This window comes from Faecalibacterium prausnitzii, assembly GCF_003287495.1.
GTDB classification, from domain to species: domain Bacteria; phylum Bacillota; class Clostridia; order Oscillospirales; family Ruminococcaceae; genus Faecalibacterium; species Faecalibacterium prausnitzii_I.
Genome location: NZ_PRLE01000003.1, coordinates 370,747 through 392,760 on the forward strand (window position 1 = coordinate 370,747; position 22,014 = coordinate 392,760).

The 22,014-nt window shown below is 59.8% G+C and carries 22 protein-coding genes and 2 tRNA genes; 16 read left to right on the forward strand and 8 right to left on the reverse strand.

Annotated features, from left to right (window positions below; all coding sequences use genetic code 11):
* Nucleotides 1-34: 34 nt before the first annotated feature.
* From C4N22_RS07675 to C4N22_RS07710, 8 genes are all read left to right on the forward strand, one after another.
* The gene (locus C4N22_RS07675) at nucleotides 35-592 is read left to right on the forward strand and encodes a prolyl-tRNA synthetase associated domain-containing protein (RefSeq protein WP_347476104.1); all 558 of its coding nucleotides are present in this window, start codon (nucleotides 35-37) and stop codon (nucleotides 590-592) included.
* 4 nt (nucleotides 593-596) lie between these two features.
* Nucleotides 597-1,304, forward strand: a complete 708-nt coding sequence (rsmG, locus tag C4N22_RS07680) for a 16S rRNA (guanine(527)-N(7))-methyltransferase RsmG (RefSeq protein ID WP_112116218.1) — start codon at nucleotides 597-599, stop codon at nucleotides 1,302-1,304.
* Nucleotides 1,305-1,461: 157 nt separating this feature from the next.
* The gene (locus tag C4N22_RS07685; protein ID WP_022256028.1) at nucleotides 1,462-2,256 is read left to right on the forward strand and encodes a ParB/RepB/Spo0J family partition protein; all 795 of its coding nucleotides are present in this window, start codon (nucleotides 1,462-1,464) and stop codon (nucleotides 2,254-2,256) included.
* Between the two features lie 170 nt (nucleotides 2,257-2,426).
* A complete protein-coding gene (locus C4N22_RS07690; protein WP_022256029.1) occupies nucleotides 2,427-3,266 on the forward strand; it encodes a ParA family protein in 840 nt (279 codons plus the stop codon).
* Between the two features lie 21 nt (nucleotides 3,267-3,287).
* On the forward strand, nucleotides 3,288-4,154 hold the full coding sequence (locus tag C4N22_RS07695) for a ParB/RepB/Spo0J family partition protein (RefSeq protein ID WP_112148536.1): 867 nt from the start codon (nucleotides 3,288-3,290) through the stop codon (nucleotides 4,152-4,154).
* Nucleotides 4,155-4,247: 93 nt separating this feature from the next.
* Entirely contained in the window at nucleotides 4,248-5,576 is a 1,329-nt protein-coding gene (gene serS / locus C4N22_RS07700; protein ID WP_112148537.1) for a serine--tRNA ligase, read from the forward strand.
* Nucleotides 5,577-5,753: 177 nt separating this feature from the next.
* Nucleotides 5,754-5,830: transfer RNA gene (locus C4N22_RS07705), tRNA-Met, on the forward strand.
* Between the two features lie 91 nt (nucleotides 5,831-5,921).
* Nucleotides 5,922-5,993, forward strand: a tRNA-Glu gene (locus C4N22_RS07710).
* 166 nt (nucleotides 5,994-6,159) lie between these two features.
* Here the strand turns inward: C4N22_RS07710 and C4N22_RS07715 are convergent.
* From C4N22_RS07715 to C4N22_RS07735, 5 genes are all read right to left on the reverse strand, one after another.
* Nucleotides 6,160-6,828, reverse strand: coding sequence for an HAD family hydrolase (locus tag C4N22_RS07715; RefSeq protein ID WP_112148538.1), 669 nt, complete (start codon nucleotides 6,826-6,828; stop codon nucleotides 6,160-6,162).
* A gap of 103 nt (nucleotides 6,829-6,931) precedes the next feature.
* Entirely contained in the window at nucleotides 6,932-8,344 is a 1,413-nt protein-coding gene (locus C4N22_RS07720; RefSeq protein WP_112148539.1) for a PH domain-containing protein, read from the reverse strand.
* On the reverse strand, nucleotides 8,341-8,772 hold the full coding sequence (locus C4N22_RS07725; protein WP_112148540.1) for a hypothetical protein: 432 nt from the start codon (nucleotides 8,770-8,772) through the stop codon (nucleotides 8,341-8,343). Before C4N22_RS07725 ends, C4N22_RS07720 begins: the two co-directional genes overlap by 4 nt.
* On the reverse strand, nucleotides 8,769-9,434 hold the full coding sequence (locus tag C4N22_RS07730; protein ID WP_022257477.1) for a potassium channel family protein: 666 nt from the start codon (nucleotides 9,432-9,434) through the stop codon (nucleotides 8,769-8,771). The genes C4N22_RS07725 and C4N22_RS07730 overlap by 4 nt, the downstream gene beginning before the upstream one ends.
* Before the next feature lie 106 nt (nucleotides 9,435-9,540).
* Nucleotides 9,541-9,954: a potassium channel family protein gene (locus tag C4N22_RS07735; protein WP_022257478.1), complete on the reverse strand. Its 414-nt coding sequence runs from the start codon at nucleotides 9,952-9,954 to the stop codon at nucleotides 9,541-9,543.
* Between the two features lie 238 nt (nucleotides 9,955-10,192).
* Between C4N22_RS07735 and C4N22_RS07740 the strand changes: the two genes are divergently transcribed.
* From C4N22_RS07740 to C4N22_RS07750, 3 genes are all read left to right on the forward strand, one after another.
* Complete coding sequence (locus C4N22_RS07740; protein ID WP_112148541.1) at nucleotides 10,193-11,023, forward strand: undecaprenyl-diphosphate phosphatase; 831 nt, start codon at nucleotides 10,193-10,195, stop codon at nucleotides 11,021-11,023.
* A gap of 233 nt (nucleotides 11,024-11,256) precedes the next feature.
* Nucleotides 11,257-12,165, forward strand: coding sequence for a hypothetical protein (locus C4N22_RS12890; protein ID WP_181567016.1), 909 nt, complete (start codon nucleotides 11,257-11,259; stop codon nucleotides 12,163-12,165).
* A 178-nt stretch (nucleotides 12,166-12,343) separates the two neighbouring features.
* Nucleotides 12,344-13,468, forward strand: coding sequence for a DUF362 domain-containing protein (locus C4N22_RS07750; RefSeq protein WP_112116228.1), 1,125 nt, complete (start codon nucleotides 12,344-12,346; stop codon nucleotides 13,466-13,468).
* A gap of 61 nt (nucleotides 13,469-13,529) precedes the next feature.
* Here C4N22_RS07750 and C4N22_RS13085 read toward each other — a convergent pair whose 3' ends face one another.
* Nucleotides 13,530-14,135, reverse strand: a complete 606-nt coding sequence (locus C4N22_RS13085; RefSeq protein WP_022257482.1) for a hypothetical protein — start codon at nucleotides 14,133-14,135, stop codon at nucleotides 13,530-13,532.
* A 210-nt stretch (nucleotides 14,136-14,345) separates the two neighbouring features.
* Here C4N22_RS13085 and C4N22_RS07760 point away from each other — a divergent pair, with 210 nt between their 5' ends.
* Together C4N22_RS07760 and gluQRS are read left to right on the forward strand one after the other, a co-directional pair.
* Nucleotides 14,346-15,659: a M18 family aminopeptidase gene (locus C4N22_RS07760; protein WP_112148542.1), complete on the forward strand. Its 1,314-nt coding sequence runs from the start codon at nucleotides 14,346-14,348 to the stop codon at nucleotides 15,657-15,659.
* Nucleotides 15,656-16,600, forward strand: a complete 945-nt coding sequence (gluQRS, locus tag C4N22_RS07765) for a tRNA glutamyl-Q(34) synthetase GluQRS (protein ID WP_112148543.1) — start codon at nucleotides 15,656-15,658, stop codon at nucleotides 16,598-16,600. Before C4N22_RS07760 ends, gluQRS begins: the two co-directional genes overlap by 4 nt.
* Nucleotides 16,601-16,663: 63 nt before the next feature.
* Here gluQRS and C4N22_RS07770 read toward each other — a convergent pair whose 3' ends face one another.
* Nucleotides 16,664-17,317: a phosphatase PAP2 family protein gene (locus C4N22_RS07770; RefSeq protein WP_242980983.1), complete on the reverse strand. Its 654-nt coding sequence runs from the start codon at nucleotides 17,315-17,317 to the stop codon at nucleotides 16,664-16,666.
* Nucleotides 17,318-17,522: 205 nt separating this feature from the next.
* Nucleotides 17,523-18,881, reverse strand: a complete 1,359-nt coding sequence (locus tag C4N22_RS07775) for an MATE family efflux transporter (protein WP_112148545.1) — start codon at nucleotides 18,879-18,881, stop codon at nucleotides 17,523-17,525.
* Nucleotides 18,882-19,147: 266 nt separating this feature from the next.
* On the opposite strand from C4N22_RS07775, the gene C4N22_RS07780 reads away from it, so the two are divergent.
* From C4N22_RS07780 to C4N22_RS12895, 3 genes are all read left to right on the forward strand, one after another.
* Complete coding sequence (locus C4N22_RS07780; protein WP_112148546.1) at nucleotides 19,148-20,803, forward strand: putative manganese-dependent inorganic diphosphatase; 1,656 nt, start codon at nucleotides 19,148-19,150, stop codon at nucleotides 20,801-20,803.
* 129 nt (nucleotides 20,804-20,932) lie between these two features.
* Complete coding sequence (locus C4N22_RS07785; protein WP_022257492.1) at nucleotides 20,933-21,259, forward strand: acylphosphatase; 327 nt, start codon at nucleotides 20,933-20,935, stop codon at nucleotides 21,257-21,259.
* 513 nt (nucleotides 21,260-21,772) lie between these two features.
* Nucleotides 21,773-21,928 (forward strand): hypothetical protein, encoded by a 156-nt coding sequence (locus C4N22_RS12895; protein WP_181567186.1) that lies wholly within the window; start codon nucleotides 21,773-21,775, stop codon nucleotides 21,926-21,928.
* Nucleotides 21,929-22,014 lie beyond the last annotated feature (86 nt).

Sequence of the window (22,014 nt, forward strand, 5' to 3'; positions counted from 1 at the left end):
GGAAACCAAGACTTACTGAAAGGAGGGAGGAACCATGGAACAACTGGTACTGTATGAGGGCCGCCCCACGGACTGCACCGGACGGTTGGAAAAAGAAGTCCGCACCTATGATTTTCTGGACAAGCTGGGCATCCATTACTGGCGCACCGACCATGCATGGATGAAAGCCGATACCATGGAGGATTGCCATGTCATTGATGCCTGCCTGAACGCGGCGGTCTGCAAAAACTTATTCCTCTGCAACCGCCAGAAGACGAACTTCTATCTGCTGATGATGCCGGGAAACAAGCCGTTCAAGACGAAAGAGCTCTCTCATCAGCTGGGCATCGCGCGGCTGAGCTTTGCGTCCCCGGAGGATATGGAGCAGTATCTGGACTGCACGCCGGGCTCTTCCTCCATCATGGGCCTGATGAACGACCCGGAGAACCATGTGCAGCTGCTGCTGGACAAGGATGTGAAAGCAGGGGAGTTCATCGGGTGCCACCCCTGCATCAATACGTCCTCGCTGAAACTGTACACGAAAGATATTTTTGAAAAGTTTCTGCCTGCGGTACATCACGAGCCGATTTTTGTGGAATTGACGGGAGAATAAAGTTATGATCGACAAAGCGAGACTGGAACAGAAATGTTCCATGTGGAACATCGCCCTGACGGGCACCCAGCTGGACCAGCTGGACGCCTTTGCGCGAATCCTGGTGGACTACAACCAGAAAGTCAACCTGACTGCCATCACCGACCCGGAGGGCATTGAGGATAAGCATTTCCTTGACAGCCTGCTCTTTGCCTCCCAGCCGGAAGTGGCAGGGAAGATGGTGGATGTGGGTGCCGGTGCCGGTTTCCCCGGCATTGTGACAAAAATCTACAAGCCGGAGCTGGAGCTTACCCTGATGGAGCCCACGGGCAAGCGGGTGGAGTTTTTGAAGTATGCCTGCGCCCAGCTGGGCCTCACGGGCGTGGAGTTTGCCAAGGAGCGCGCTGAGGAAGCCGCCCGCAAGGTGTGGCGGGAGCAGTTTGATCTGGCCTCTGCCCGTGCCGTGGCAGCCCTGCCGATGCTGGCGGAGTACTGTCTGCCGCTGGTAAAAGTGGGCGGCAGCTTTTTGGCCATGAAAGGCGCTTCCGGAGAGGAAGAGCTGGCGGCCGCCCGGGGAGCCATCAAAAAGCTGGGCGGCGAGTACAAAGAGACCCGCACCCTGCACCTGCCGGGGGGCGATACCCGCACGCTCATCCTCTGCAAAAAGATTTCGCAAACTCCGACAGCCTACCCCAGAAACGGCGGAAAGATCGCAAAAAGTCCGCTGAAATAACGCAGAACTGAACAAAATATGCAACGCCCTGCCGAACGAAACTTCTGGCAGGGCGTTGCTTTTTCTGTTACACTGAGTGCAGAACGCCTGTGTTTTCCACGTTTTCCCGGGAAAGGGTGGAAAACAAACCTGCAATCACTGCGAAAGGGGAAGAATTATGTTTGAACGGAAAAAATCAGCGGGAAAAATCCACGCACTGCCCATCGACGCCATCCGGCCCTCGCCATTTCAGGCCCGCACCAGCTTTGATGAGCAGGAGCTGGCCGGGCTTGCCCAGAGCATCCGGGAAAACGGCCTGCTCCAGCCCATCTCGGTGCGGAAAACAGCCGATGGCAGCTATGAGCTGGTGGCGGGGGAGCGGCGGCTCCGTGCCTGCAAGCTGGCAAAGATGCAGACCATCCCGGCCATCCTCTGCAATTACAGCGACGAGCGGACTGCTGCCCTTGGCCTTTTGGAAAATCTGCAGCGGGAAAACCTGAACCCCTTTGAGCAGGCGCAGGGCCTGCGGGACGTGATGGTGCTGTGGGACTGCACCCAGGCCGAAGCGGCCAAGCGGCTGGGTATGGCACAGCCCACCCTCGCCAACAAGCTGCGGCTGCTGCAATTGACGGCCGACCAGCGGCAATTTGTGCTGGACAATGGCCTGACGGAACGCCACGCCCGGGCGGTGCTCCGCCTGCCCGAGAACCGCCGGAGTGAGGCGCTTATCATGATCGCCAAGCGGAAAATGAACGCCCGCGCCACCGACCTTTACATTGACCAGCTCCTCAACGAGACACCGGGGAAGCACCGTGTCTCCATGGTGAAAGACGTGAGGATCTTCGTCAACACCATCGACCACGCCATCCGTTTGATGACAGATAACGGGGTTCCGGCTACCTCTCACCGGGAAGAACGGGATGGATATATTGAGTATACGGTGCGCATTCCGACTGCGGCAGCACAGAAATAAGGAGAATTTACACGTTTTTTCTGCTTTTTTCAGCCGAAAGCGGTTCAAAAAGCGGCGCTGATGTGCTATACTAAGCTGTATAGGGGGCCTGCTGCGGGGAAAACGGCGGGTTCCGGCCTCGTAATGTTCCATGTGGAACAAATCTTTTTCCCGGGAGGAATCAAAAGCGCGTGGCAAAAATCGTTGCAGTTGCAAACCAGAAAGGCGGCGTCGGCAAGACAACGACGGCCGTCAACCTTTCGTCCTGCGTGGCAGCACTGGGAAAAAAAGTGCTGATCGTCGATCTGGACCCACAGGGCAATACCACCACGGGCTACGGCATCCCCAAACGGAGTGTCGAGCTGGGTACTTATGAAATGCTCATCGGGGAGGCGGAGCCCAAAGACGTCATCCGCAAAACCGAGTTCCGCACCGATGTCATCGGTTCCAACACCCGTCTGGCGGGCGCTGGCCTGGAAATGATCGACCTGCCCGGCCGAGAGAGCCGCCTGCGCAAGGCGCTGGCGAAAGTGCAGCAGGATTACGACTTTATCTTCATTGACTGCCCGCCCAGCCTCGACCTGCTCACGCTCAACGGCCTGTGTGCCTGCGACAGCGTGCTGATCCCCATCCAGTGCGAGTATTATGCGCTGGAGGGCCTGTCGGAGCTCATCAGCACCCTGAAAACCATCCGCAAAAAGTATAACCCGTATCTGGATATCGAGGGCGTGGTCTTCACCATGTTCTCGGAGCGGCTCAACCTGACCATGCAGGTGGTGGACCAGGTCAAAAAATACTTTGGCCACAAAGTTTACAAGACCACCATCCCGCGCACCGTCCGTATCTCGGAGGCGCCAAGCTATGGCCAGCCCATCAATTTCTATGAGCCAAAGGGCAGGGGCAGTGAGGCTTATATGGATCTCGCCATTGAGTTCGTCAAGAACAACCGCCCGCATGACGCGGCACCCAAGCGCCGCCGCAAGGCGGCCGAGGAGCAGGAGCCGCCCAAAAACGCGCTGGAAGAAGTATAAACACAGGGGGAAGAGAGATTCATGGCAAAAGGAAGAGGAGGCCTTGGCCGGGGGTTGGAAAGTCTGTTTGAGGACGCCGCCCCCAGTTTTGAGGCTGACACCCGGATCGAAACGCTGCCCCTGCGGGAGATCGAGCCCGACCCGGACCAGCCGCGCAAGACCTTTGATCATGACACACTGGGAGAGCTTGCCGCCAGCATCGCGGAGCACGGGCTGCTGCAGCCCATTGCGGTGCGTCCCCACGGGGTGGGGCGGTATCTCATCGTGGCCGGTGAGCGCCGCTGGCGGGCCAGCCGGATGGCGGGCCTGACCGAGGTGCCGGTCATCGTGAAAGACGTTACCGACGAGCAGGCAATGGAGTTGGCGCTGGTGGAAAACCTCCAGCGCGAGGACCTGGACCCGGTGGAAGAAGCGGCAGGCATCCGTGAGCTGATGACCCGCTGCAACCTGACCCAGGAGCAGGCGGCCCAGAAGCTGGGCAAGAGCCGGAGCGCTCTGGCCAACAGCCTGCGGCTGCTGAACCTGCCGGAAAATGTGCTGGAGCTGCTGAAAAGCGGTTTTATCAACATCGGCCACGCAAAAGTCATCCTGAGTCTGCCCACGCCGGAGCTGCAAGAGCAGGCCGCGCAGATCATCGCGGACAACCAGCTCAATGTCCGGCAGGCGGAAGCGCTCTGCAAAAAGCTGGCCAAACAGCCCACGCGGAAGCTGACGCCGCCCATGCCTCAAAGCACCCTCCCGGTGGAGGTGGAAGAGAGCCTGAAGCAGGCCCTCGGCAACGAGGTGCGTGTGGCCTACCACGATGGAAAAGGCAAGCTGACCGTCCATTTTTACTCGGATGAGCAGCTCAAGGCCTTTGCCAACCTGCTGGGCCAGTACCAGACGTAACATGCGATCCAAGGCGGGCACCCGCCTTTGAACGGCACAGGGGAGGGCAGAACCTCTCCGGTGCGAACCGAAATAGAGTAAGGAGAGTAAATCATGCTTGATATCAAATTTGTCCGTGACAACCCGGACGCGGTCAAGGAAAACATCAAGAAGAAATTCCAGGACGCAAAGCTGCCGCTCGTGGATGAAGTCATCGAGAAAGATGCCAAGTACCGCGAGTGCCTGAAAGAGGTCGAGTCTCTCAAGGCCGCCCGCAACAAGCTCAGCAAAGCCAACGGCCCGCTGTTTGGCCAGCTGAAGAAGTGCACCGACGAGGCCAAGAAAGCCGAGCTGCAGGCCCAGATCGACGCCAACAACGCCGCCGTCAAGGCTGATGCCGACAAGATGGCCGAGCTGGAGGCTGAGGAGGGCAAGCTTGCCGCCCGCATCCAGGAGATCATGTACACCATCCCCCAGATGATCGACCCCAGCGTGCCCATCGGTCCCGATGACAGCTATAACGTCGAGGCACAGCGCTTCGGCGAGCCTGTCGTGCCCGATTTCCCCATCCCGTATCACACCGAGATCATGGAGAGCTTTGACGGCATTGATATGGATGCTGCAGGCCGCGTGGCTGGCAATGGCTTCTATTATCTGCTGGGCAACATCGCCCGCCTGCACGAGGCTGTGCTGGCTTACGCCCGCGATTTTATGATCAACAAAGGCTTCACCTACGTCATCCCCCCGTTCATGATGCACGGCAACGTGGTGCAGGGCGTGATGTCGTTCCCCGAGATGGACGCCATGATGTACAAGATCGAGGGTGAGGATCTGTACCTGATCGGTACCAGCGAGCACACTATGATCGGCCGTTTCATCGACCAGACCCTCGACGAGAGCAAGATGCCCCTGACCCTGACTTCCTACAGCCCCTGCTTCCGCAAGGAAAAGGGTGCCCACGGCATTGAGGAGCGCGGCATCTACCGCATCCACCAGTTCGAGAAGCAGGAGATGATCGTCGTCTGCCGCCCCGAGGAGAGCGCCGACTGGTACGAGAAGCTGTGGCAGATGTCTGTGGAGCTGTTCCGCAGCATGGAGATCCCGGTGCGTCAGCTCAACTGCTGCTCCGGCGACCTGGCCGACCTGAAAGTCAAGAGCTGCGACATCGAGGCATGGAGCCCCCGCCAGCAGAAGTATTTTGAGGTCTGCTCCTGCTCCAACCTGGGGGATGCACAGGCACGCCGCCTGCACATCCGCATCAAGGGCGAGGACGGCAAGAGCTATCTGGCCCACACCCTGAACAACACCTGCGTGGCACCTCCGCGTATGCTGATCGCATTCCTGGAGAACCACCTGCAGGCCGACGGCAGCGTTACCATCCCCAAGGTCCTGCAGCCCTACATGGGCGGCCTGGAGGTCATGGTGCCGACCAATAAGAAATAATTTTCCACAGAGTTTTCTCTGATGGTTGAAAACACCCCCGCTTGTGTGCAGCGATGCATCGGCGGGGGTGTTTTCGTGTGGAACGAAAAAAGTGAATTTTTTTGAAAAAAGATGTTGACAAAATGGGTCTGGTTGGATATAATAATAAAGCACTGTTCAAGTGCACGAAATAAATATGGCGGTATAGCTCAGTTGGCTAGAGCATTCGGTTCATACCCGAAGTGTCACCGGTTCAAATCCAGTTACCGCTACCATGTTACAGAGTTTCGCTAAGATAAGGGGGACGGTTGTCCGCAGTAGTGGATGACGAAAGTCGGAGGTTTTAGCGAAGCTCTGTATTTCTAAGGCCCGTTGGTCAAGCGGTTAAGACACGGCCCTTTCACGGCTGTAACATGGGTTCGATTCCCGTACGGGTCATAAAAAAACTCCCAATCTCAGGATTGGGAGTTTTTTTTATGCAACCCGTCCGAGGAATCGAACAGCACGGCCGTCCGCAGACGGCAACAGACAGCCCGGTGGGCTGTCTGTTCGTGCGCGGGTCCGAGAGAATCAGGAATGTCTCCGGGGCGAGACTATTTTTATCTTATTGTGTTTTATTTGCCTTATGGATGTGATCCAGAATATCCTCCGGTTTTGCAGCCAGCGCGTCGGCTCCTACGGCGGTGAGCTCTGCTTCGCCCCGGAAACCCCAGAGCACGCCCATGGCGGGCAGGTGGGCGTTGTGGCCGGTGAGAATGTCCACATCGCTGTCTCCAATGAAAAGTGTCGTCTTGGGGTCTGCTCCGATGTCCTGCATCAGGGCATAGACGCCAGCCGGGTCGGGTTTGGTGGGCACGCCTTTGCGGCTGCCCCGGATGACCGTGAACTTGCCCTTGCCAAAGTAGTGCTCCACGATCTTTCCACAAAACTCGTCGGCCTTGTTGGAAAAGACGGCCGTCTGGATGCCCTCGGCCTGCAAAGCGTCCAACAGCTCTGCCATGCCGGGGTACGGGGCGGTCTTGTCCTCTTTATGGGCATCATACCGGGCGCTGAACGCTGCCAGCGTGGCCGCCAGCTGCTCCGGCGTGCGGGCGCTCTCCGGGGAGAAACGTTCTACCAGTTTGGGGATGCCATTGCCCACAAAGTGCTTGTAAGTTTCTACGGAAAAGGTCGGCCAGCCGTTCTGGGCACAGACCCAGTTGGCCGCGTCGGCCAGGTCGTCGATCGTGTTGAGCAGGGTGCCGTCCAGATCAAATAAAATCGTTTTTATCATAGGGATTCCTTCTTTTTGAAATTCTTGGTTCTTCCGTCGCAAAGACTCCCTCCGGCCGGAGGGAGAGGGATAAGCTGGCGCAAAGCGCCTGAGAGGGGATATTTCAGTGTGATTCCTGTTCCAGGAAACGCACTACGGCGTTTGCCTCCGCCAGCGGGATGCTCCGCACCTTGAGCCGCACCTGCCCGGGGAAGATCAGGGTCAAGTTGGTGCGCCGGACATTGGCCGCCCAGGGAGATTGGAACCCCATCAGGCAGAGGTCCGGGTGGAAGACGCAGATGCAGTGCAGGTAGACACCCTCCTGCCGCCGCAGGGTCACTTTGCCCTCCCGCAGCCAGATGCCCTCCCGGGTGTAGCCCATCACGGCCCCGCAGAGCAGCACAAAGAAGAAAACGGTGGGGATGAGCAGCGTCACGGTCATGGCGGGCAGGACGGTGACAGACACCAGCGAGAGCAGGGCGCAGAGCGCAAAGGGGATGCCGACCGGTGCAAAAAAGATGAAGCTGCGCTGGGTGGTGTCGGCCCGGACATCCGGTGGCATCTGGAATTCCGGCAGCAGCTCCCGGAACAGTGCCTCGCCGCCGGAGCGGTAGACGAAGAGCGGAAGCTCCGGCGTGCAGCAGCCCGCCGTGACAAATACCGGCCAGCGCTTGAGCACCCGGGCCGCCGGGGAGACCCGGACGTCGGCATAGCTGATCTGGGCCGATCGCACCCGGCACTCAAAGCGGTCGATCCAGCCGCCCCGGCTCCCGATCTGCGTTGCCGTGTGCCAGACCTCGTAGTGCACGGCCTGGGCAAAGCTGCGTGCCAAACTGGCCCCGAACAGTGCCGTTGCCAGCGTCAGCAGCCAGGCCGCGCCCGCCGGCAGCCACCGGGCTGCAAAAGCCGCCAGATGCCCAAGATGGGCAAACGCCAGCGTCTCGGCATCCAGCGGGAGCTGCCGCGTCTGCCGGATGGCCAGCGCCACCAGCGCCAGCGTGGAAATGCCGTTGGCTCCCAGCAGTACCAATGCGGCCCGCTCACTCCCGGCGGGGGTGTGGAGGGTAGGCGTTTCAATGGGGAGCAGGCGGTCCGCCAGCTCCCGGGCGTCGGCCCGGCGCAGGCAGAGGGGGATCACATGCTTCCGCGGCTGCCCGGTGGGGTAGAGGGTGATCTTTGTCGCCCCGCCCAGCCGGAACAGCGCGGGCCGCTCCAGCGTCAGGGCTGCCAGCGCTTCCCCCCGGATGGTCGTGTCCAGTTTGAACAGCAGCTTCCAGCGCAGGTGCAGGACTCCGGCCTCGTCCAACTGCCAGCTGCTGAAGCGCAGGATGACCCAGCTCACCCCGCAGAGCAGGGCAAACAGGATGGCGTCCTGCCGCAGAGCCGTCCAGAATGCGGGCCAGTTCCGCTCAAACAGCACGTTGACGAGGGGGATGAGGTAGACCGCCAGCGTTTTGCGCAGAAAGCGCAGGGCTGCAAACGGGTGGAAGTGCTTTTCTTCTGTTGGAAAGCTGGGCCGCGGGTTGGGCGTTGTCATAGCAGCTCCTCCGCCAGTGCGTGGGCCAGCGCCCCGGCCTGCGCGGCGGGGACAGCGGGCAGGAACATCCGGGAGCCGGGGGCCGAGATGATGAGCACCGAGGCCCCGGCCAGCCGCAGCAGCGGGGTGCGCAGCTGCTGGACGCCCGTGACGGCCCGGCGGGGGAACACCTGCCGCACCGGCAGCACGATGCCGGAATACACCGTCAGGGTGCGGGCCCCCAGCACCGCTGCAAAGCTGCAGGCCCGGCACCGCGCCAGAAACACCAGCACGGCCCAGAGTGCGGCAAACACAAGGCCGGGCAGAATGCCCTGCCAGAACACGAACGGCGCGGCCAGCAGGCCGGGCACCGCCGCCCAGACACAGAGCACCGCCCGGCCTTTGGGCGGGATGATGACGGCCGTGCGCCGCAGCTCCCGCTCTGTCACTTGTCGGTCAGGCCCCAGGCCTCGGTCAGGAGGTGGAGGGAGTCATCCTGCGTCAGGCAGAGGATGCGGTCCCAGGGCAGCAGCACCGTGTTGCCGTGGGGGATGATGAACTCCGTGTCGCGGGTGATGCTGACCAGAATGGTGTCGCCCGGGATGGGAATTTCCATCACCTGCTTGCCCGCAAACTGGAAATCCGCCGGCAGCAGGATCTCATTCAGGCTGGCGGTGCCGCCGCCCAGGCTCAGCAGCTGGCGGATGTTGTCCGTCTCGATCTCCCGCTCCAGAATGTGGCTCAGGTTGTCGGTGCCGCAGACCACGGTGTCCACGCCCAGAGTGTGGAGCAGGCCCCGGTTTTTGGGGTTGGAGGCCCGGGCCACGGTGCGGTTCACGCCAAACTCCTGCTTGGCGATCTGGCAGGCCACGAGGTTGTCCTCGTCGGAGCCGGTCACGGCCACAAAGGCGTCGCAGCTGGCCACGTCGGCGGTGCGCAGGGTGTCGGTGCTGATGGAGTTCCCGCAGATGACCGAGATGTCCAGCGTATCGGCCAGCATCCGGCACTGAGCCTCCACCGGCTCAATGATGACCACCTTGTGGCGGTTGGCCAGCAGATTCTGGGCCAGATACCGCCCCACCCGGCCGCCGCCTGCAATACAAACTTTCATATCAATACCTCTTATTACAGAATGTAGTAAAACCCCTCAGCCGCCTGCGGCGACAGCTCTCCTGACAGGAGAGGTGGCATCGAGCGAAGCGATGATGACGGAGAGGTTACTTGGACAGCGCCCGGAACACTGCCTGCTCGGTGAGGATGGTGGGGCAGATGGTCTCAAGGCCGTAGTATTTGTGGTACAGGATCTGCAAATGAGGGTCAGACACCCGGCAGATGACTTTCTCCCGCCGGAAGATGTTTTTGGCGATCTGTGCCGCCATCAGGTTGACGGAGTCGTCCTCGCTGACGGCTGCCACGGCGTCGCAGTTCTCAATCCCGCCCTGCTTGAGGACGTCCGGGTCGGTGGGGTCGCCCACAAGGGCCGCCCCGCCAAAGGAATAATCGTCGAAGCCGTCCAGCCGCTTGAGCTGCTCGGAGTCCCTTTCCACCAGTGAGATGTCGTGGCCAATGCGCTCCAGGTCGCGCACCAGCGCGGCGCCTACCTGGTCGCAGCCGATCACCAGAATGTTCATGGAAGTCACCTCATGTTATCAACTTTATCAACTGTTTAAAATTAAAACTCGCAAAAAAGCCGTTTATGGTTTCGATGGGATCTGAAACCAGTATACCACATTTATACCGGGAGATAAATACAGCACGACCGGGAAAAATTTCGCATTCCGCGTGCGCTGGGGCATAGAGTATGGTATACTGATAGCTGCAAAATCCAAAAAGCGACAATAAGCGCGGTGTGCGTTTCAGGAGGAAACCATGTTTTTAGAGATATTGAAAGCCATTTTAATGGGCGTCGTGGAGGGCATTACCGAGTGGCTGCCCATCTCGTCCACGGGCCATATGATCCTTGTGGAGCAGATCATCCAGTTCAACGCCAGCGAAGAGTTCCTGTCCATGTTCCGGGTGGTCATCCAGCTGGGTGCCATCATGGCCGTGGTGGTGCTGTTCTGGCATAAACTGTGGCCCTTTGGCCTCCAGCATGGCCGGGTGGTCTCCAAGCCCCAGGTCTGGCAGCTGTGGTTCAAGGTGGTGGCTGCCACCCTGCCCGTGCTGGTCATCAGTCCGCTGGACGACTGGATGGAGGCCCGCTTCTACAATTACATCACCGTGGCCGCCATGCTGATCTTGTACGGCGTGCTCTTTATTCTGGTGGAAAACCGCCGCACCACGCCCCATGTCACCCGTCTGGAGCAGATCACCTACCGGGAAGCCTTTCTCGTGGGCGTGTGGCAGATGCTGGCCATCATCCCCGGCACCTCCCGCTCCGGTGCCACCATCGTGGGCGGCCTGCTGCTGGGCCTCTCCCGTGCCTGCGTGGCCGAGTTCACGTTCTTCCTCGCCATCCCGGTCATGGCCGGTGCCTCCCTGCTCAAGGTGGTCAAATTCGTCCTCTCCGGCGCTGCCATGACCGGCACCGAAGTGGCCGTTCTCGTGGTGGGCTGTGTGGTTGCTTTTGTGGTCAGCCTGGCTGCCATCCGCTTCCTGATGGATTACGTCAAACGCCACAACTTCAAGTTCTTCGGCCTCTACCGCATCGTGCTGGGTGCCATCGTCCTGGCTGTGGCCGCCATTACGGCCATCGCATAAAACAAGATCAAAAATGCATCTCAGGGCCGCCCGTTGGGCGGCCCTTTTGTGTTGCCCGCAAGGTGTGTATTTGTCATGTTGCACCATATAAAATGAAGATTTTTGCAGAAACCGACAAAATTATTGGATTCCCTTGACAGAGTGGCCGGGGGGGGGGGTAAGATGGGCGTACAAACAATGACATTTGGGGTTTTTGTTTTGGAATTGAATCAAAAAACAGGAGGAATTCGATCATGAGATTATCGAAAAGAATTGCCGCAGTTGCTCTGGCTGCGGTCATGGCTGTTTCTATGTTGACTGCCTGCGGCGGTGGCGGCGGCGGCAGCAATGGTGGCTCCAGCTCTTCTGGCAGCAACAATGGCAGCTCTTCCAGCAGCTCTTCGAGCAGCAGCTCCAGCTCTGGCAGCAGCTCCGGTTCGTCCAGCAGCTCCAGCTCTAGCAGCAGCTCTAGCTCTTCTGGCACAACTACGGATGAGGGAACGACCACTTTAAGCAAGAGCCGTACGGGTATTATCGTTAATAACGTGCTGAAAAATCGTCAGGTTTGCATTGTTCTCGTAAATGATGAGTATGACGAAGATAATAAAACCTATCCTCAGCAGACACTGGCACTGAGAGGAAAGAGTATTTATCAGAAAACAGCAAATGAGAGCGGTGACACTGTTTTTTCGGAATTGATCAATGACGGAGAAACAAATAAGGGTTATTATGTCTCGTACCCGGAGAGCGCAGAGTATCAGGGTGTGAAAGAGTTGTACACTAAAAATGGGTGCAATACGGATAAAATGACGGTTCCGTATTATGCGGAATTTCCCTATGATCCTGATAAGGAAGGTGCTTCGCTCAACAACTTTGACCAGAACCAGAAAGTAGAACTTGGAACCTATACCTATAAGAAAAACGGGGCTGTCTATCATTCTGAAACTGTGACGGATAAATATGGTCACAAGAGTATTTACTGCTATGATAATAGTGGCAGTTTGAAACTGCTTGTCGAGCGCACCGTTGATGAAAAAACCGGAAAGGTTGATGAGAGCATTGCCATTGTAAAGTCTATTACTTATAGTGTAAATCCGTCGCTGTTTAAGCGCAACCCGAATGCTAAAAAGCTGGACGAGCTGATTGTGCCTCCTACCAACTAAAAAGAGTTCTAATGAACGCCCCGCAGGCTCACCCCTGCGGGGCATTTTCATGCAAAAAAATCACCCTGAACCCAACTTTACCTTTATTGCGCCTCTATTCCCAGTGTGTTATAATCAAAACCAAGAGAGAACCCTGCGGCGGGGAGTGCGCCGCAACTGCAAAACAGAGGAGAAAACAATGGAAGCATCGACTGTTTACTATACCGACTTCCGGTGTCCGGTGGGCACCAGTCTGACGGAAAAGCTGCGTCGGCTGTGCCTGGCGGCTGGCATCAAGAACATCGACATGGACGGCAAGTTCGTGGCCATCAAGATGCACTTTGGAGAGCTGGGCAACCTGGCGTTCCTGCGCCCCAACTACGCCAAAGTGGTGGCTGACCTGTGCAAGGAGCAGGGCGGCCTCCCGTTCCTGACCGACTGCAACACCCTCTACCCGGGCAGCCGCAAAAACGCGCTGGAGCACCTGACCTGCGCCCAGACCAACGGCTTCTGGCCCATGACCACGGGCTGCCAGATCCTGATCGGCGACGGCCTGCGCGGCACCGATGAGGTCGAAGTGCCGGTGCCCAACGGTGAGTACTGCAAGACGGCCAAGATCGGCCGCGCCATCATGGACGCCGATATCTTCATCAGCCTGACCCACTTCAAGGGCCACGAGTCCACCGGTTTTGGCGGTACCCTCAAGAACATCGGCATGGGCTGCGGCTCCCGCGCGGGCAAGATGGTGCAGCACGCTGCCGGACACCCGGAGGTGCAGGAGGGGTTGTGCCGTGGCTGCCACCGCTGCGCAAAGGAGTGCGGCTCCGACGCCATTACGTACAACGAGCAGAACAAGGCAGTCATTGACCAGGACAAGTGCAAGGGCTGCGGCCGCTGCATCGGTGCCTGCAACTATGACGCCATCTATTCCCAGTGCGACAGCGCCAATGAAATGCTGGACCGCAAGATGGCCGAGTACGCCGCCGCCGTCTGCGCGGGCCGTCCCTGCTTCCACATCAGCCTGGTGCAGGATATCAGCCCCAACTGCGACTGCCACGGTGAGAACGACGCGCCTATCCTGCCGGATATCGGCATGTTTGCCTCCTTTGACCCGGTGGCATTGGATCAGGCCTGCGTGGACGCCTGCCTGGCAGCCCAGCCCCTGCCCAACAGCCAGCTGGGCCAGAACCTGGCCAAGTCCGACTGGAAGTGCTACCACGACAACTTCAAGGATTCCAACCCGAACATCGAGTGGAAAGCCACTCTGGAGCAGGCGGAGAAGATCGGCATGGGCAGCCGGAAGTATACGCTGAAAAAAGTCTGAAACGGCAAAACGGCAAAAAAAGAGGCATCGTGCACTGCACGATGCCTCTTTTGCGTGTTGCTCAAAATTCGCCCGTTGCCTCAGGGGTCAGGCGGTCAATGACGTCCTGCAAAGCGTCCCAGTTCTTTTCGGAGCAGCCGGGCAGGTCGGCGGGGTCCAGGCCGGCATCCTCGATGCGGCCGGAAAGGCTGTCCTTATCGGTCAGCAGGGCGTTGGCGTCGTCCTTGATGAGGGGCCAGGCCTCGGCAAAGCTCTCCTGGTCCATGGAGTCCAGCGCGTCGTACCATTGGCTGAACGCGTCTTCAATGGCGTCGGTGGTGCGGCTGGTCAGGTTGGTCTGCTCGGCCCACTGGAGCAGGGAAGCCGCCGCCAGCACGGATTTCAGGGAACAGCCGGAAACGCCGGGGCCCCAGCCCAGGCAGGGCTCAAAGGCATCGGACGTGCCCGTGATGCTGAACAGCGAGTTCTCATCAAAATTCGGGCGCAGGCCGGAGGTGTTGGCCTCGTTGGTGGTGCTGGGGATGTTCTCGCTGGACGCGCTGGCCGAGCTGTTGGCCGGGGCGGAAGCGGAGCCAGTGCTGCCGCTGGCGGCGGTGTCGCAGCCAGCCAGCAGGCAGAGGGCCAGTGCCGCGCAGAGCAGCAGCGAAACGAACCGTTTTTGGATCATGGCGGATTCCTCCTTTTATCAATGCCCGGCGCGCCGCCGGGGGAGCATTTTGGGTCTTACTTCTAGTATACTGTTCTCCCCGGCGGTTGTCAATCGGCGCTCGTGGGACGAATTTCAACTGCGATTGACCTTTAAAGCAGAAGCAGTTATAATAGGCACCGAACGTGAATCCAACAAAAATCCAACGGATATAAAACCAAGGAGCATCGTATGAACCACGAATTTTCCATCGACGGCCTGTTTGACTTCCTGAACGCCGGCGTCAGCGCGTTCCACTCCACCACGGCGGCGGCAGCCATCCTCGAAGAGAACGGCTACCAGAACTGCCCTGAGAGTGCTGCCTGGCAGCTGGCTCCCGGAGGCAAATATTATACCACCCGCAACGGCTCTGCCATCATGGCATGGCGGATGCCCAAGGGCCCGCTGACCGGCTGGCACGCGGCGGCCAGCCACAGCGATTCGCCCACCTGGCGGGTCAAGAAACTGGACTGCGCCGAGGATAAAGTGTTTGCCAAGGCGGAGACCGAGGGTTACGGCGGCATGATCATGCCCTCCTGGCTGGACCGCCCCCTGAGCGTGGCCGGCCGCGTGCTGGTGGAGACGGAAAGCGGCATTGAGAGCCGTCTGGTCCACCCGGACCGCGCCGTGGCCTGCATCCCCAACCTCTGCATCCACTTCAACCGTGACCTGAACAACGGCATGAAGTATAACCCCCAGGTCGATCTGCAGCCCATCTTCGGCGCGGCAGGCGGCAGCCTGCGGGCTGTGCTGGCGCGGGAAGCCGGTGTCAAGCCCGAAGAGATCGTGGACGCCGACATCGTCCTCTGCACCCGGGAGAAGGCCGAGCGTCTGGGCCTGAACGGCGAGTATTTCATGTCTGGCCGCATCGACGACCTGGAGTGCGCCTACACCACCCTGTGGGGCTTTTTGCAGGGCCGCGGCGAGGAAGAGGGCCGCGGCGATGTCTGGGTCATGTTTGATAACGAGGAAGTCGGTTCCTCCAGCCGTCAGGGGGCCTGCGGCACCCTGTTTGCAGACGTGCTCTCCCGCGTGGAGGAGAGCCTGGGCGTGACGAAAGAGCAGAGCATCCGCGCCCGCACCAACACCCTGCTGCTGAGTGCCGATAACGGCCACGCCACCCACCCCAACCACCCCGAGAAGAGCGACCCCGCCAACCCCATCGTCATGGGCGGCGGCGTCCTGCTCAAGACCAACGCCAGCCAGAAATACACCACCAGCGGCTTTACCGGGGCCGCGTTCAGCGCCATCTGCAAAAAGGCGGGCGTCCCCGTCCAGACCTGTGCCAACCGCGCCGATGTGCCGGGCGGCTCCACGCTGGGCAACCTGCTGGGCCATCAGATCTTGATGCCCATGGTGGACATCGGCCTGGGCCAGCTGGCCATGCACTCCGCCATGGAGACCGCCAGCTGCGCCGATGCCGAGTACATGGCAAAGGCCGTGGCCGCCTACTATAACACCCCCATCTTCCAGCCGAAAGACGGGGAGTGGAAGCTGGGCCTGTGAGCGGCACGGTCGGGCGGTTTGCCCCCAGCCCCAGCGGGCGGCTCCACTTGGGCAACCTGGCCTGCAGCCTGCTGGCCTGGCTGAGTGCGAAGCATCAGGGCGGAAAGATCGTCCTCCGCATTGAGGATCTGGACGCCGAGCGCTGCCCCCGCAAATATGCCGACCAGCTGGAAGAAGACCTGAGCTGGCTGGGCCTTGTCTGGGACGAGGGCGGCAGCCACGGCGGGCCCCACGGCCCCTATTACCAGAGCGAGTGCGCCCCCGTCTATGAGGAGGCCTACGCGAAGCTGGCTGCGCAGGGGCTGGTGTACCCGTGCTTCTGCTCCCGCTCCCAGCTCCATGCCGCCAGCGCACCCCATACCTCGGACGGCAACGTCATCTATCCCGGCACCTGCCGGGACCTGACGCCGGAGGAGATCGCCGAGAAGCGGAAGCACAAAGCCCCGGCTTACCGGGTCAGGGTGCCGGACGAGAATGTCCGCTTTGTGGATGGCTGCATGGGCCCCCACACCGAGAACCTCCTGCGGGACTGCGGGGATTTCTACCTCCGCCGCGCCGACGGCGTGTTTGCTTACCAGCTGGCCGTGGTGGTGGACGACGCCCGGATGGGCGTTACCGAGGTGGTGCGGGGAGCCGACCTGCTCTCCTCCACGGCCCGGCAGCTCTATCTGTACCGTCTGCTGGGGCTCAAAGCGCCCCGCTTTGCCCACTGCCCGCTGCTGCTGGCCCCGGATGGCCGCCGCCTCTCCAAGCGGGATGGCGACCAGAGCCTGGAAAACCTCCGTGCCAAGTACACGGCGGAGGAGATCGTGGGCAGGCTGGCCTATGTGTATGGCCTGCAGCCCGAACCTGCTCCCCGCACACCGGAGAGCCTGATTACAGATTTCAGCTGGGAGAATGTGCCCAAAGAAGATATCTGCCTGCCGGAAAATTTATTCTAACAAAAAACGCCTGTTCCCTTGCGGGAGCGGGCGTTTTTGGATCGATAAGGCATTTAAGAAAAATTACAGGCGCTCCGGCACGCGGCTGGTGTCGTTGTCCCAGAGGGTCATGGCCGAGTCGAGGACAAGGGCCAGCAGAATGCCCATCATCACGTCAATGCAGCTGTGCTGCTTGAGCAGCACGGTGGCCAGCACGATGGACACGCAGAGCACGGCCGCCGCCGGGCGCATCCAGCGGCGCTGCGGGGCGTCGAAGATGCGGCTGCGGTAGTAGGCCAGCATCAGCGTCACCGAGTTGAAGACATGGATGGAGGGGCAGACGCTGGTGGGCGTATCTGTCGCGTAGAGCAGCCGCACGGCCTGCGCGAAAATATCATTGCCATACACCCGGTAGGGCCGCAGGTAGAGCCCCGTGGGCAGGACGATATAGCAGGCCAGTGCAAAGGTCATGCCCGCAAACAAAGGCAGGCAGAGCCGCCAGAAGTCTGCACGGGGCGCTTTCCAGAGCAGATAGAACAAAGTGAACGGGATCCAGACGAACCACGCCAGATACGGCACGATGGCGTATTTGCAGAACGGGATGAAATCGTCCAGCCGACAGTGGACCCAGATGTCCGGCACCGTGATGTGGACTTCCAGCCAGTGGAAGACGGTGAGATAAAAGACCATGTAAAACGCCATGAACCAGACGGGATGGCGGGAAAACCAATTACGCATCAAAACACACTTCCTTTGTGCGGGATGGTTGAAATATCTTTCAACGGCAAAAAATTATACGCCCCAATTATGAAAAATACAAGACGAAAACTGGACAACACTCCTAAAATAGTGCTCCAGATTTTGTGCAAGGCTGACGAAAAAGCCCCTCTGTCTTCTCATACGAGACAGAGGGGCAAAATCTTGCATCGAAAAATGTGAAACTTTAAATCACGTGCTGTTCCAGCCACTTGCCCCGCACAAAGCGGACCATAAAGCAGACGGAGCGGAACACCCAGTCCAGGAACATGCCCATCCAGATGCTGAGCAGCTGGCCGTGGAAGCAGAGCACCATCAGGTAGCAGAAACCCACCCGGAACACCCACATGGACACGATGCTGACCGACATGGTAAACGAGGCGTCGCCTGCCGCACGGAGAATGTTGGGCAGGGTAAAGCTGGAGGGCCAGAAGAAGATCGAGAAGATGTTGAACCACTGCATCACCTGCAGGGCCATGGCCTGTGCTTCCGGCGAGAGATGGAAGAGGGCCAGCGCCAGCTTGTCCGCAAAGAAGAACGCGGACAGGTTCATGATCCAGGCACCCGCATAAGCCAGCAGCAGCAGGCGGCGGGCGTACCAGACAGCCTGCTCTTTCTCGCCTGCGCCCAGGCACTGGCCCACCACGGTGAGCACGGCAAGGCCCACGGCGCTGGCCGGGATGTTGAGGAACGTGGAGGTGGTGTTGGCCACGGCGTTGGCGGCAATGGCGGCGGTACCCAGGGTGCTGGTCAGGCTGGCCACCGACAGCTTGCCGATCTGGAACATGCCGTTCTCAATGCCGGCCGGGATGCCCACCCGCAGGATGCGCTGGATGAGCCTGCCGTTGGGCCGGAGAGCGGCAAGACCCTCTATGCGGAGCATACAGCCGGGCTTTTGCAGCAGGAAAAGCACCGCGATGCAGGCAATGGCGCGGGAGATCAGGCTGGCGAGGGCCGCGCCCAGCACGCCCATCCCGAAGCCAAAGATGAGGATGGCGTTGCCGCCGATGTTGACAACGTTCATCACCAGGCTGGACATCATGCTCACCTTGCTGTTGCCCTGCGCCCGGAACAGCGCCGCACCGGCGTTGTACAGGCCAATGAACGGGTAGCTCAGGGCTGAGAGCAGGAAATAGGTCTCGGCGTAGCGCATGACGTCGGCGTCGATGGAGCCGAAGATGCCCCGCAGGATGGCGTGCCGCCCCACCATCACCACGGCGGCCACGGCCAGGCTGAACACCGAGAGGATGAACAGGATCTGCGCGGCGGAGGCCCGGGCGTTTTTCTCTTCCCGGTGGCCGATGTACTGGCTGGCGACCACCGCGCCGCCGGTGGCCAGCGCACTCATGATCTGGATCATCAGGGTGTTGAACGTGTCAACGAGGCTCACGCCCGAGACAGCCGCCTCGCCGACGGAGGAGACCATCAGGGTGTCGGCCAGGCCAATGGTCACACTGAGTGCCTGCTCTGCGATGAGGGGCAGCAGCAGGGCCGTCAGCTGCCGGCGGGTAAACAGCGGTTGGGAATGGAATTTTGTGGACGTCATGGTTCCTCCTATGCCGTGAATGATGCGTTGTCCTAATCATACAACGCCCTCTTTCAAAAAACAATAGATGTATACAAGTTTCTCGCAAAATTTTAAGGAAAACTCCCGCTCCATGCGGTTTACCCCCGCCCGCACTTGTGTTAAAATGGGATGCAGAGGGAGCGCCTGTCGGCTCCCCGGCAGCCGCTGTGCAGGAGCGGCCGCGCAAAGCAAGCACACACGAAGCGAAGAAGATTGAAACAACCCACAAGGGGGAAAGAACAACCATGCCAAAAGCAGCCCACAAAGTCGTGGTCATCGGGCATCGCAACCCGGACACCGACTCCATCTGCTCTGCCATTGCCTATGCGGAGCTCAAGAATAAAACCAGCTCTCTGGTCTGCGAGCCGCGCCGCGCGGGCCGCATGAACCAGGAGACGGAATTCGTGCTCAAAAAGTTCGGGGTCACACCGCCCCGGATGTGTACCGATGTCAACCCCAAGATCCGGGACGTGGATTTCCGTGAGATGCCCGGCATCAACGGCAGCACCAGCCTGCGCAAGGCCTGGGAGATCATGCGCGACAAGCAGATCGACACCCTGCCCATCACGGACGCCGACAACGAGCTGCTGGGCCTCATCACGGTCAAGGATATCGCCACCGCCAACATGGACGTGTTCGATACCGAGGTGCTGGCCAAGAGCCGCACGAGCTATAAGAATATTCTGGAGACGCTGGGCGGCACCATGGTGGTGGGCGACGAAAACGCCGTCTGCACCACGGGACATATCAAGATCGGCACCGCCACCCCGGAAATGCTGGAAAGCGCCGTGGAAAAAGGCGACATCGTGATCCTGACCAACCGCTACGAGAGCCAGCTCTGCGCCATTGAGAAAGAGGCCTCGCTCCTCATCATCTGCAACGGGGCCAAGGTGGGCCGTACCATCCAGCGCATCGCCGAGGAAACGGGCGTGGCCATCATGTCCGTTGCCTGCGACAGCTACGCCGCCGGTAAGCTGATGAGCCAGTGCGCGCCCATCTCCTATTACATGACAAGAGACGATATCGTCAAATTCACCCTCGTCACCCCGGTGTCGGACGTCACCCGCGTTATGACCAAGGTGCGCCACCGGTATTTCCCGGTGCTGGATGAGGACGGCAAATACTGCGGCATGGTCAGCCGCCGCAACATCATTGCCCTGCGCAAGCGCCGCATTATTCTGGTGGACCACAACGAGGCCACTCAGGCCGTGGAGGGTTTTGACCAGGCCGAAATTCTGGAGATCATCGACCATCACCGCATCGGCAGCCTGGAAACGGACGGCCCGGTTTACTTCCGCAACCAGCCGGTGGGCTGCACCGCCACCATCATCACCCAGATGTACGATGAAAACGGCGTGGAGATCGAACCCAAGATCGCGGGCCTGCTGCTGGCAGCCATCCTCTCGGACACGCTGGTGTTCCGCAGCCCCACCTGCACCCCCATTGATGTGGCCGCCGCCAAGCGGCTGGCCAAGATCGCGGGTGTGGACATCGACGAGTTTGCCCTTGAGATGTTTGAGGCAGGCGAGAATCTGGCCGGCAAGACCGCGGAGGAAGTCTTCCTGCAGGATTTCAAGGTGTTCATGTGCGGCGATGTCCGCTTTGGCGTGGCACAGGGCAGCTACATGACCCGCAAGAACCTCCAGGCGGCCCAGAAACTGCTCCAGCCCTACCTCGAAGAGGCCCGCAACAAGCAGAATGTGGAAGACCTCTACATGCTGCTGACCGACGTGCCCAAGGAGGAGAGCGTGGTCATCTGCGCGGGCCGCCATGCCGACGAGATGCTCCGCAGCGGCTTTGAAATCGAGCCCGCCGCCGACGACAGCTGGACCCTGCCCGGCGTGGTCAGCCGCAAAAAGCAGTTCATCCCCGCCTTGATGACGGCATATCAGGAGCTGTAAAACCTCTCCGTCCATGCTTCGCATGGCCAGCTCCCGATGAGGGGAGCCCTTGGCAGGCCGGGCAGGCTTGTGCGTATTGGAAAACTGCCGGGCCCTGCGGTGAGACGCGGCAGCAGCAGGAGGTTGACAATGTTTGAATTTTTGAAAGACAAAAAAGGGGAGCCGCCCGCTCTGCCCGAGGGCACGGTGCGGCGGCGCTATTCCATCGAGGGCCAGGTGCAGGGCGTGGGCTTCCGTTACCGGGCCCGGTATGCGGCCCAGAGCCTGGAGCTGACCGGCTGGGTGGAAAACGAGGACGACGGCTCCGTCACGCTGGAAGTCCAGGGCGACCCCGTCAAATTTCGGAAACTGTTTGCCCTCATCCAGCGCAGCGATTATATCCAGATCACCGCCATCCGCCAGAAAGACATTGCCCCCGACCCCTGGGAGCGCGGCTTCTCGGTGCGCGGCTATTAAACACAAAACTTAAAGCCCCCGGAACACCGTGTTCCGGGGGCTTTTCAGTTTAGCCTGCAAAGTTTTTGTGGAGGGAGAGCCGCCCGGAGGGGAGCGTTCCGGGAAAGCTGAGGAGCAGCCAGAGTGCCGTTGGCCGCCAGACCGGATGCCTGCGACGCAGGTCCAGCGGACAGAGAAGCGGTTCCTGGCTGGCGGGAAAACAGGGCCGGTGCACAGAGAGCTTCTTTCTTCTGGTTTCTGAACATAGCATAGCATACAATCGTGGTAGAATTGTGTAATTTGCGGAAATTCTTGGGGCGATTTTTCCCAAAAAAGAATGTCAAAATGCAGCAATTTTATTGACACTTTGCGCGGTGTGTGCTAAAATCAACTTAATTTTGAGGGGTTTGCCCGCGCGTACTCGTTTACGCACCGGCACAGGCCCCGGAAGATTGCCAGAGCCGCGGCGCGTTGCAAAGCACCGCTCTGGAAATAGGGGAGCGCCTCGCGGGCCAGCAGAGCAGCAACAGCTGTTTGGTTGGCCCGTGCTTTTTTATTTCGAAGGCCTACGCCAAGGCTTATGGTGTAAAGGCGAAAGAAGCACAGCTGGTCAAGGGTGTCGGCGTCTCCGCCAAAAAGCTGGAGGATGGCACCTACTGCTTTGTGCTTACCCTTGATATGCTCTTCTGACCCTTTTACAGAATGGAACCGCACCCCGCCCCGAGGAGCACCCCGCTCCCCGGGGCTTTTTGTCGTTATGGCAAAAGCGTGGCAAA

What these genes read in the sequence shown, in the direction of transcription:
- rsmG (WP_112116218.1), top strand. Translation starts at nt 597, where the DNA reads ATGATCGACAAAGCGAGACTGGAACAGAAATGTTCCATGTGGAACATC.
- C4N22_RS07675 (WP_347476104.1), top strand. Translation starts at nt 35, where the DNA reads ATGGAACAACTGGTACTGTATGAGGGCCGCCCCACGGACTGCACCGGA.
- C4N22_RS07750 (WP_112116228.1), top strand. Translation starts at nt 12,344, where the DNA reads ATGGAAGCATCGACTGTTTACTATACCGACTTCCGGTGTCCGGTGGGC.
- C4N22_RS07770 (WP_242980983.1), bottom strand. Translation starts at nt 17,317, where the DNA reads ATGCGTAATTGGTTTTCCCGCCATCCCGTCTGGTTCATGGCGTTTTAC.
- C4N22_RS07760 (WP_112148542.1), top strand. Translation starts at nt 14,346, where the DNA reads ATGAACCACGAATTTTCCATCGACGGCCTGTTTGACTTCCTGAACGCC.
- C4N22_RS07720 (WP_112148539.1), bottom strand. Translation starts at nt 8,344, where the DNA reads ATGACAACGCCCAACCCGCGGCCCAGCTTTCCAACAGAAGAAAAGCAC.
- C4N22_RS12890 (WP_181567016.1), top strand. Translation starts at nt 11,257, where the DNA reads ATGAGATTATCGAAAAGAATTGCCGCAGTTGCTCTGGCTGCGGTCATG.
- C4N22_RS07695 (WP_112148536.1), top strand. Translation starts at nt 3,288, where the DNA reads ATGGCAAAAGGAAGAGGAGGCCTTGGCCGGGGGTTGGAAAGTCTGTTT.
- C4N22_RS07785 (WP_022257492.1), top strand. Translation starts at nt 20,933, where the DNA reads ATGTTTGAATTTTTGAAAGACAAAAAAGGGGAGCCGCCCGCTCTGCCC.
- serS (WP_112148537.1), top strand. Translation starts at nt 4,248, where the DNA reads ATGCTTGATATCAAATTTGTCCGTGACAACCCGGACGCGGTCAAGGAA.
- C4N22_RS07780 (WP_112148546.1), top strand. Translation starts at nt 19,148, where the DNA reads ATGCCAAAAGCAGCCCACAAAGTCGTGGTCATCGGGCATCGCAACCCG.
- C4N22_RS07735 (WP_022257478.1), bottom strand. Translation starts at nt 9,954, where the DNA reads ATGAACATTCTGGTGATCGGCTGCGACCAGGTAGGCGCCGCGCTGGTG.
- C4N22_RS07685 (WP_022256028.1), top strand. Translation starts at nt 1,462, where the DNA reads ATGTTTGAACGGAAAAAATCAGCGGGAAAAATCCACGCACTGCCCATC.
- C4N22_RS13085 (WP_022257482.1), bottom strand. Translation starts at nt 14,135, where the DNA reads ATGATCCAAAAACGGTTCGTTTCGCTGCTGCTCTGCGCGGCACTGGCC.
- C4N22_RS07715 (WP_112148538.1), bottom strand. Translation starts at nt 6,828, where the DNA reads ATGATAAAAACGATTTTATTTGATCTGGACGGCACCCTGCTCAACACG.
- C4N22_RS07740 (WP_112148541.1), top strand. Translation starts at nt 10,193, where the DNA reads ATGTTTTTAGAGATATTGAAAGCCATTTTAATGGGCGTCGTGGAGGGC.
- C4N22_RS07730 (WP_022257477.1), bottom strand. Translation starts at nt 9,434, where the DNA reads ATGAAAGTTTGTATTGCAGGCGGCGGCCGGGTGGGGCGGTATCTGGCC.
- C4N22_RS07775 (WP_112148545.1), bottom strand. Translation starts at nt 18,881, where the DNA reads ATGACGTCCACAAAATTCCATTCCCAACCGCTGTTTACCCGCCGGCAG.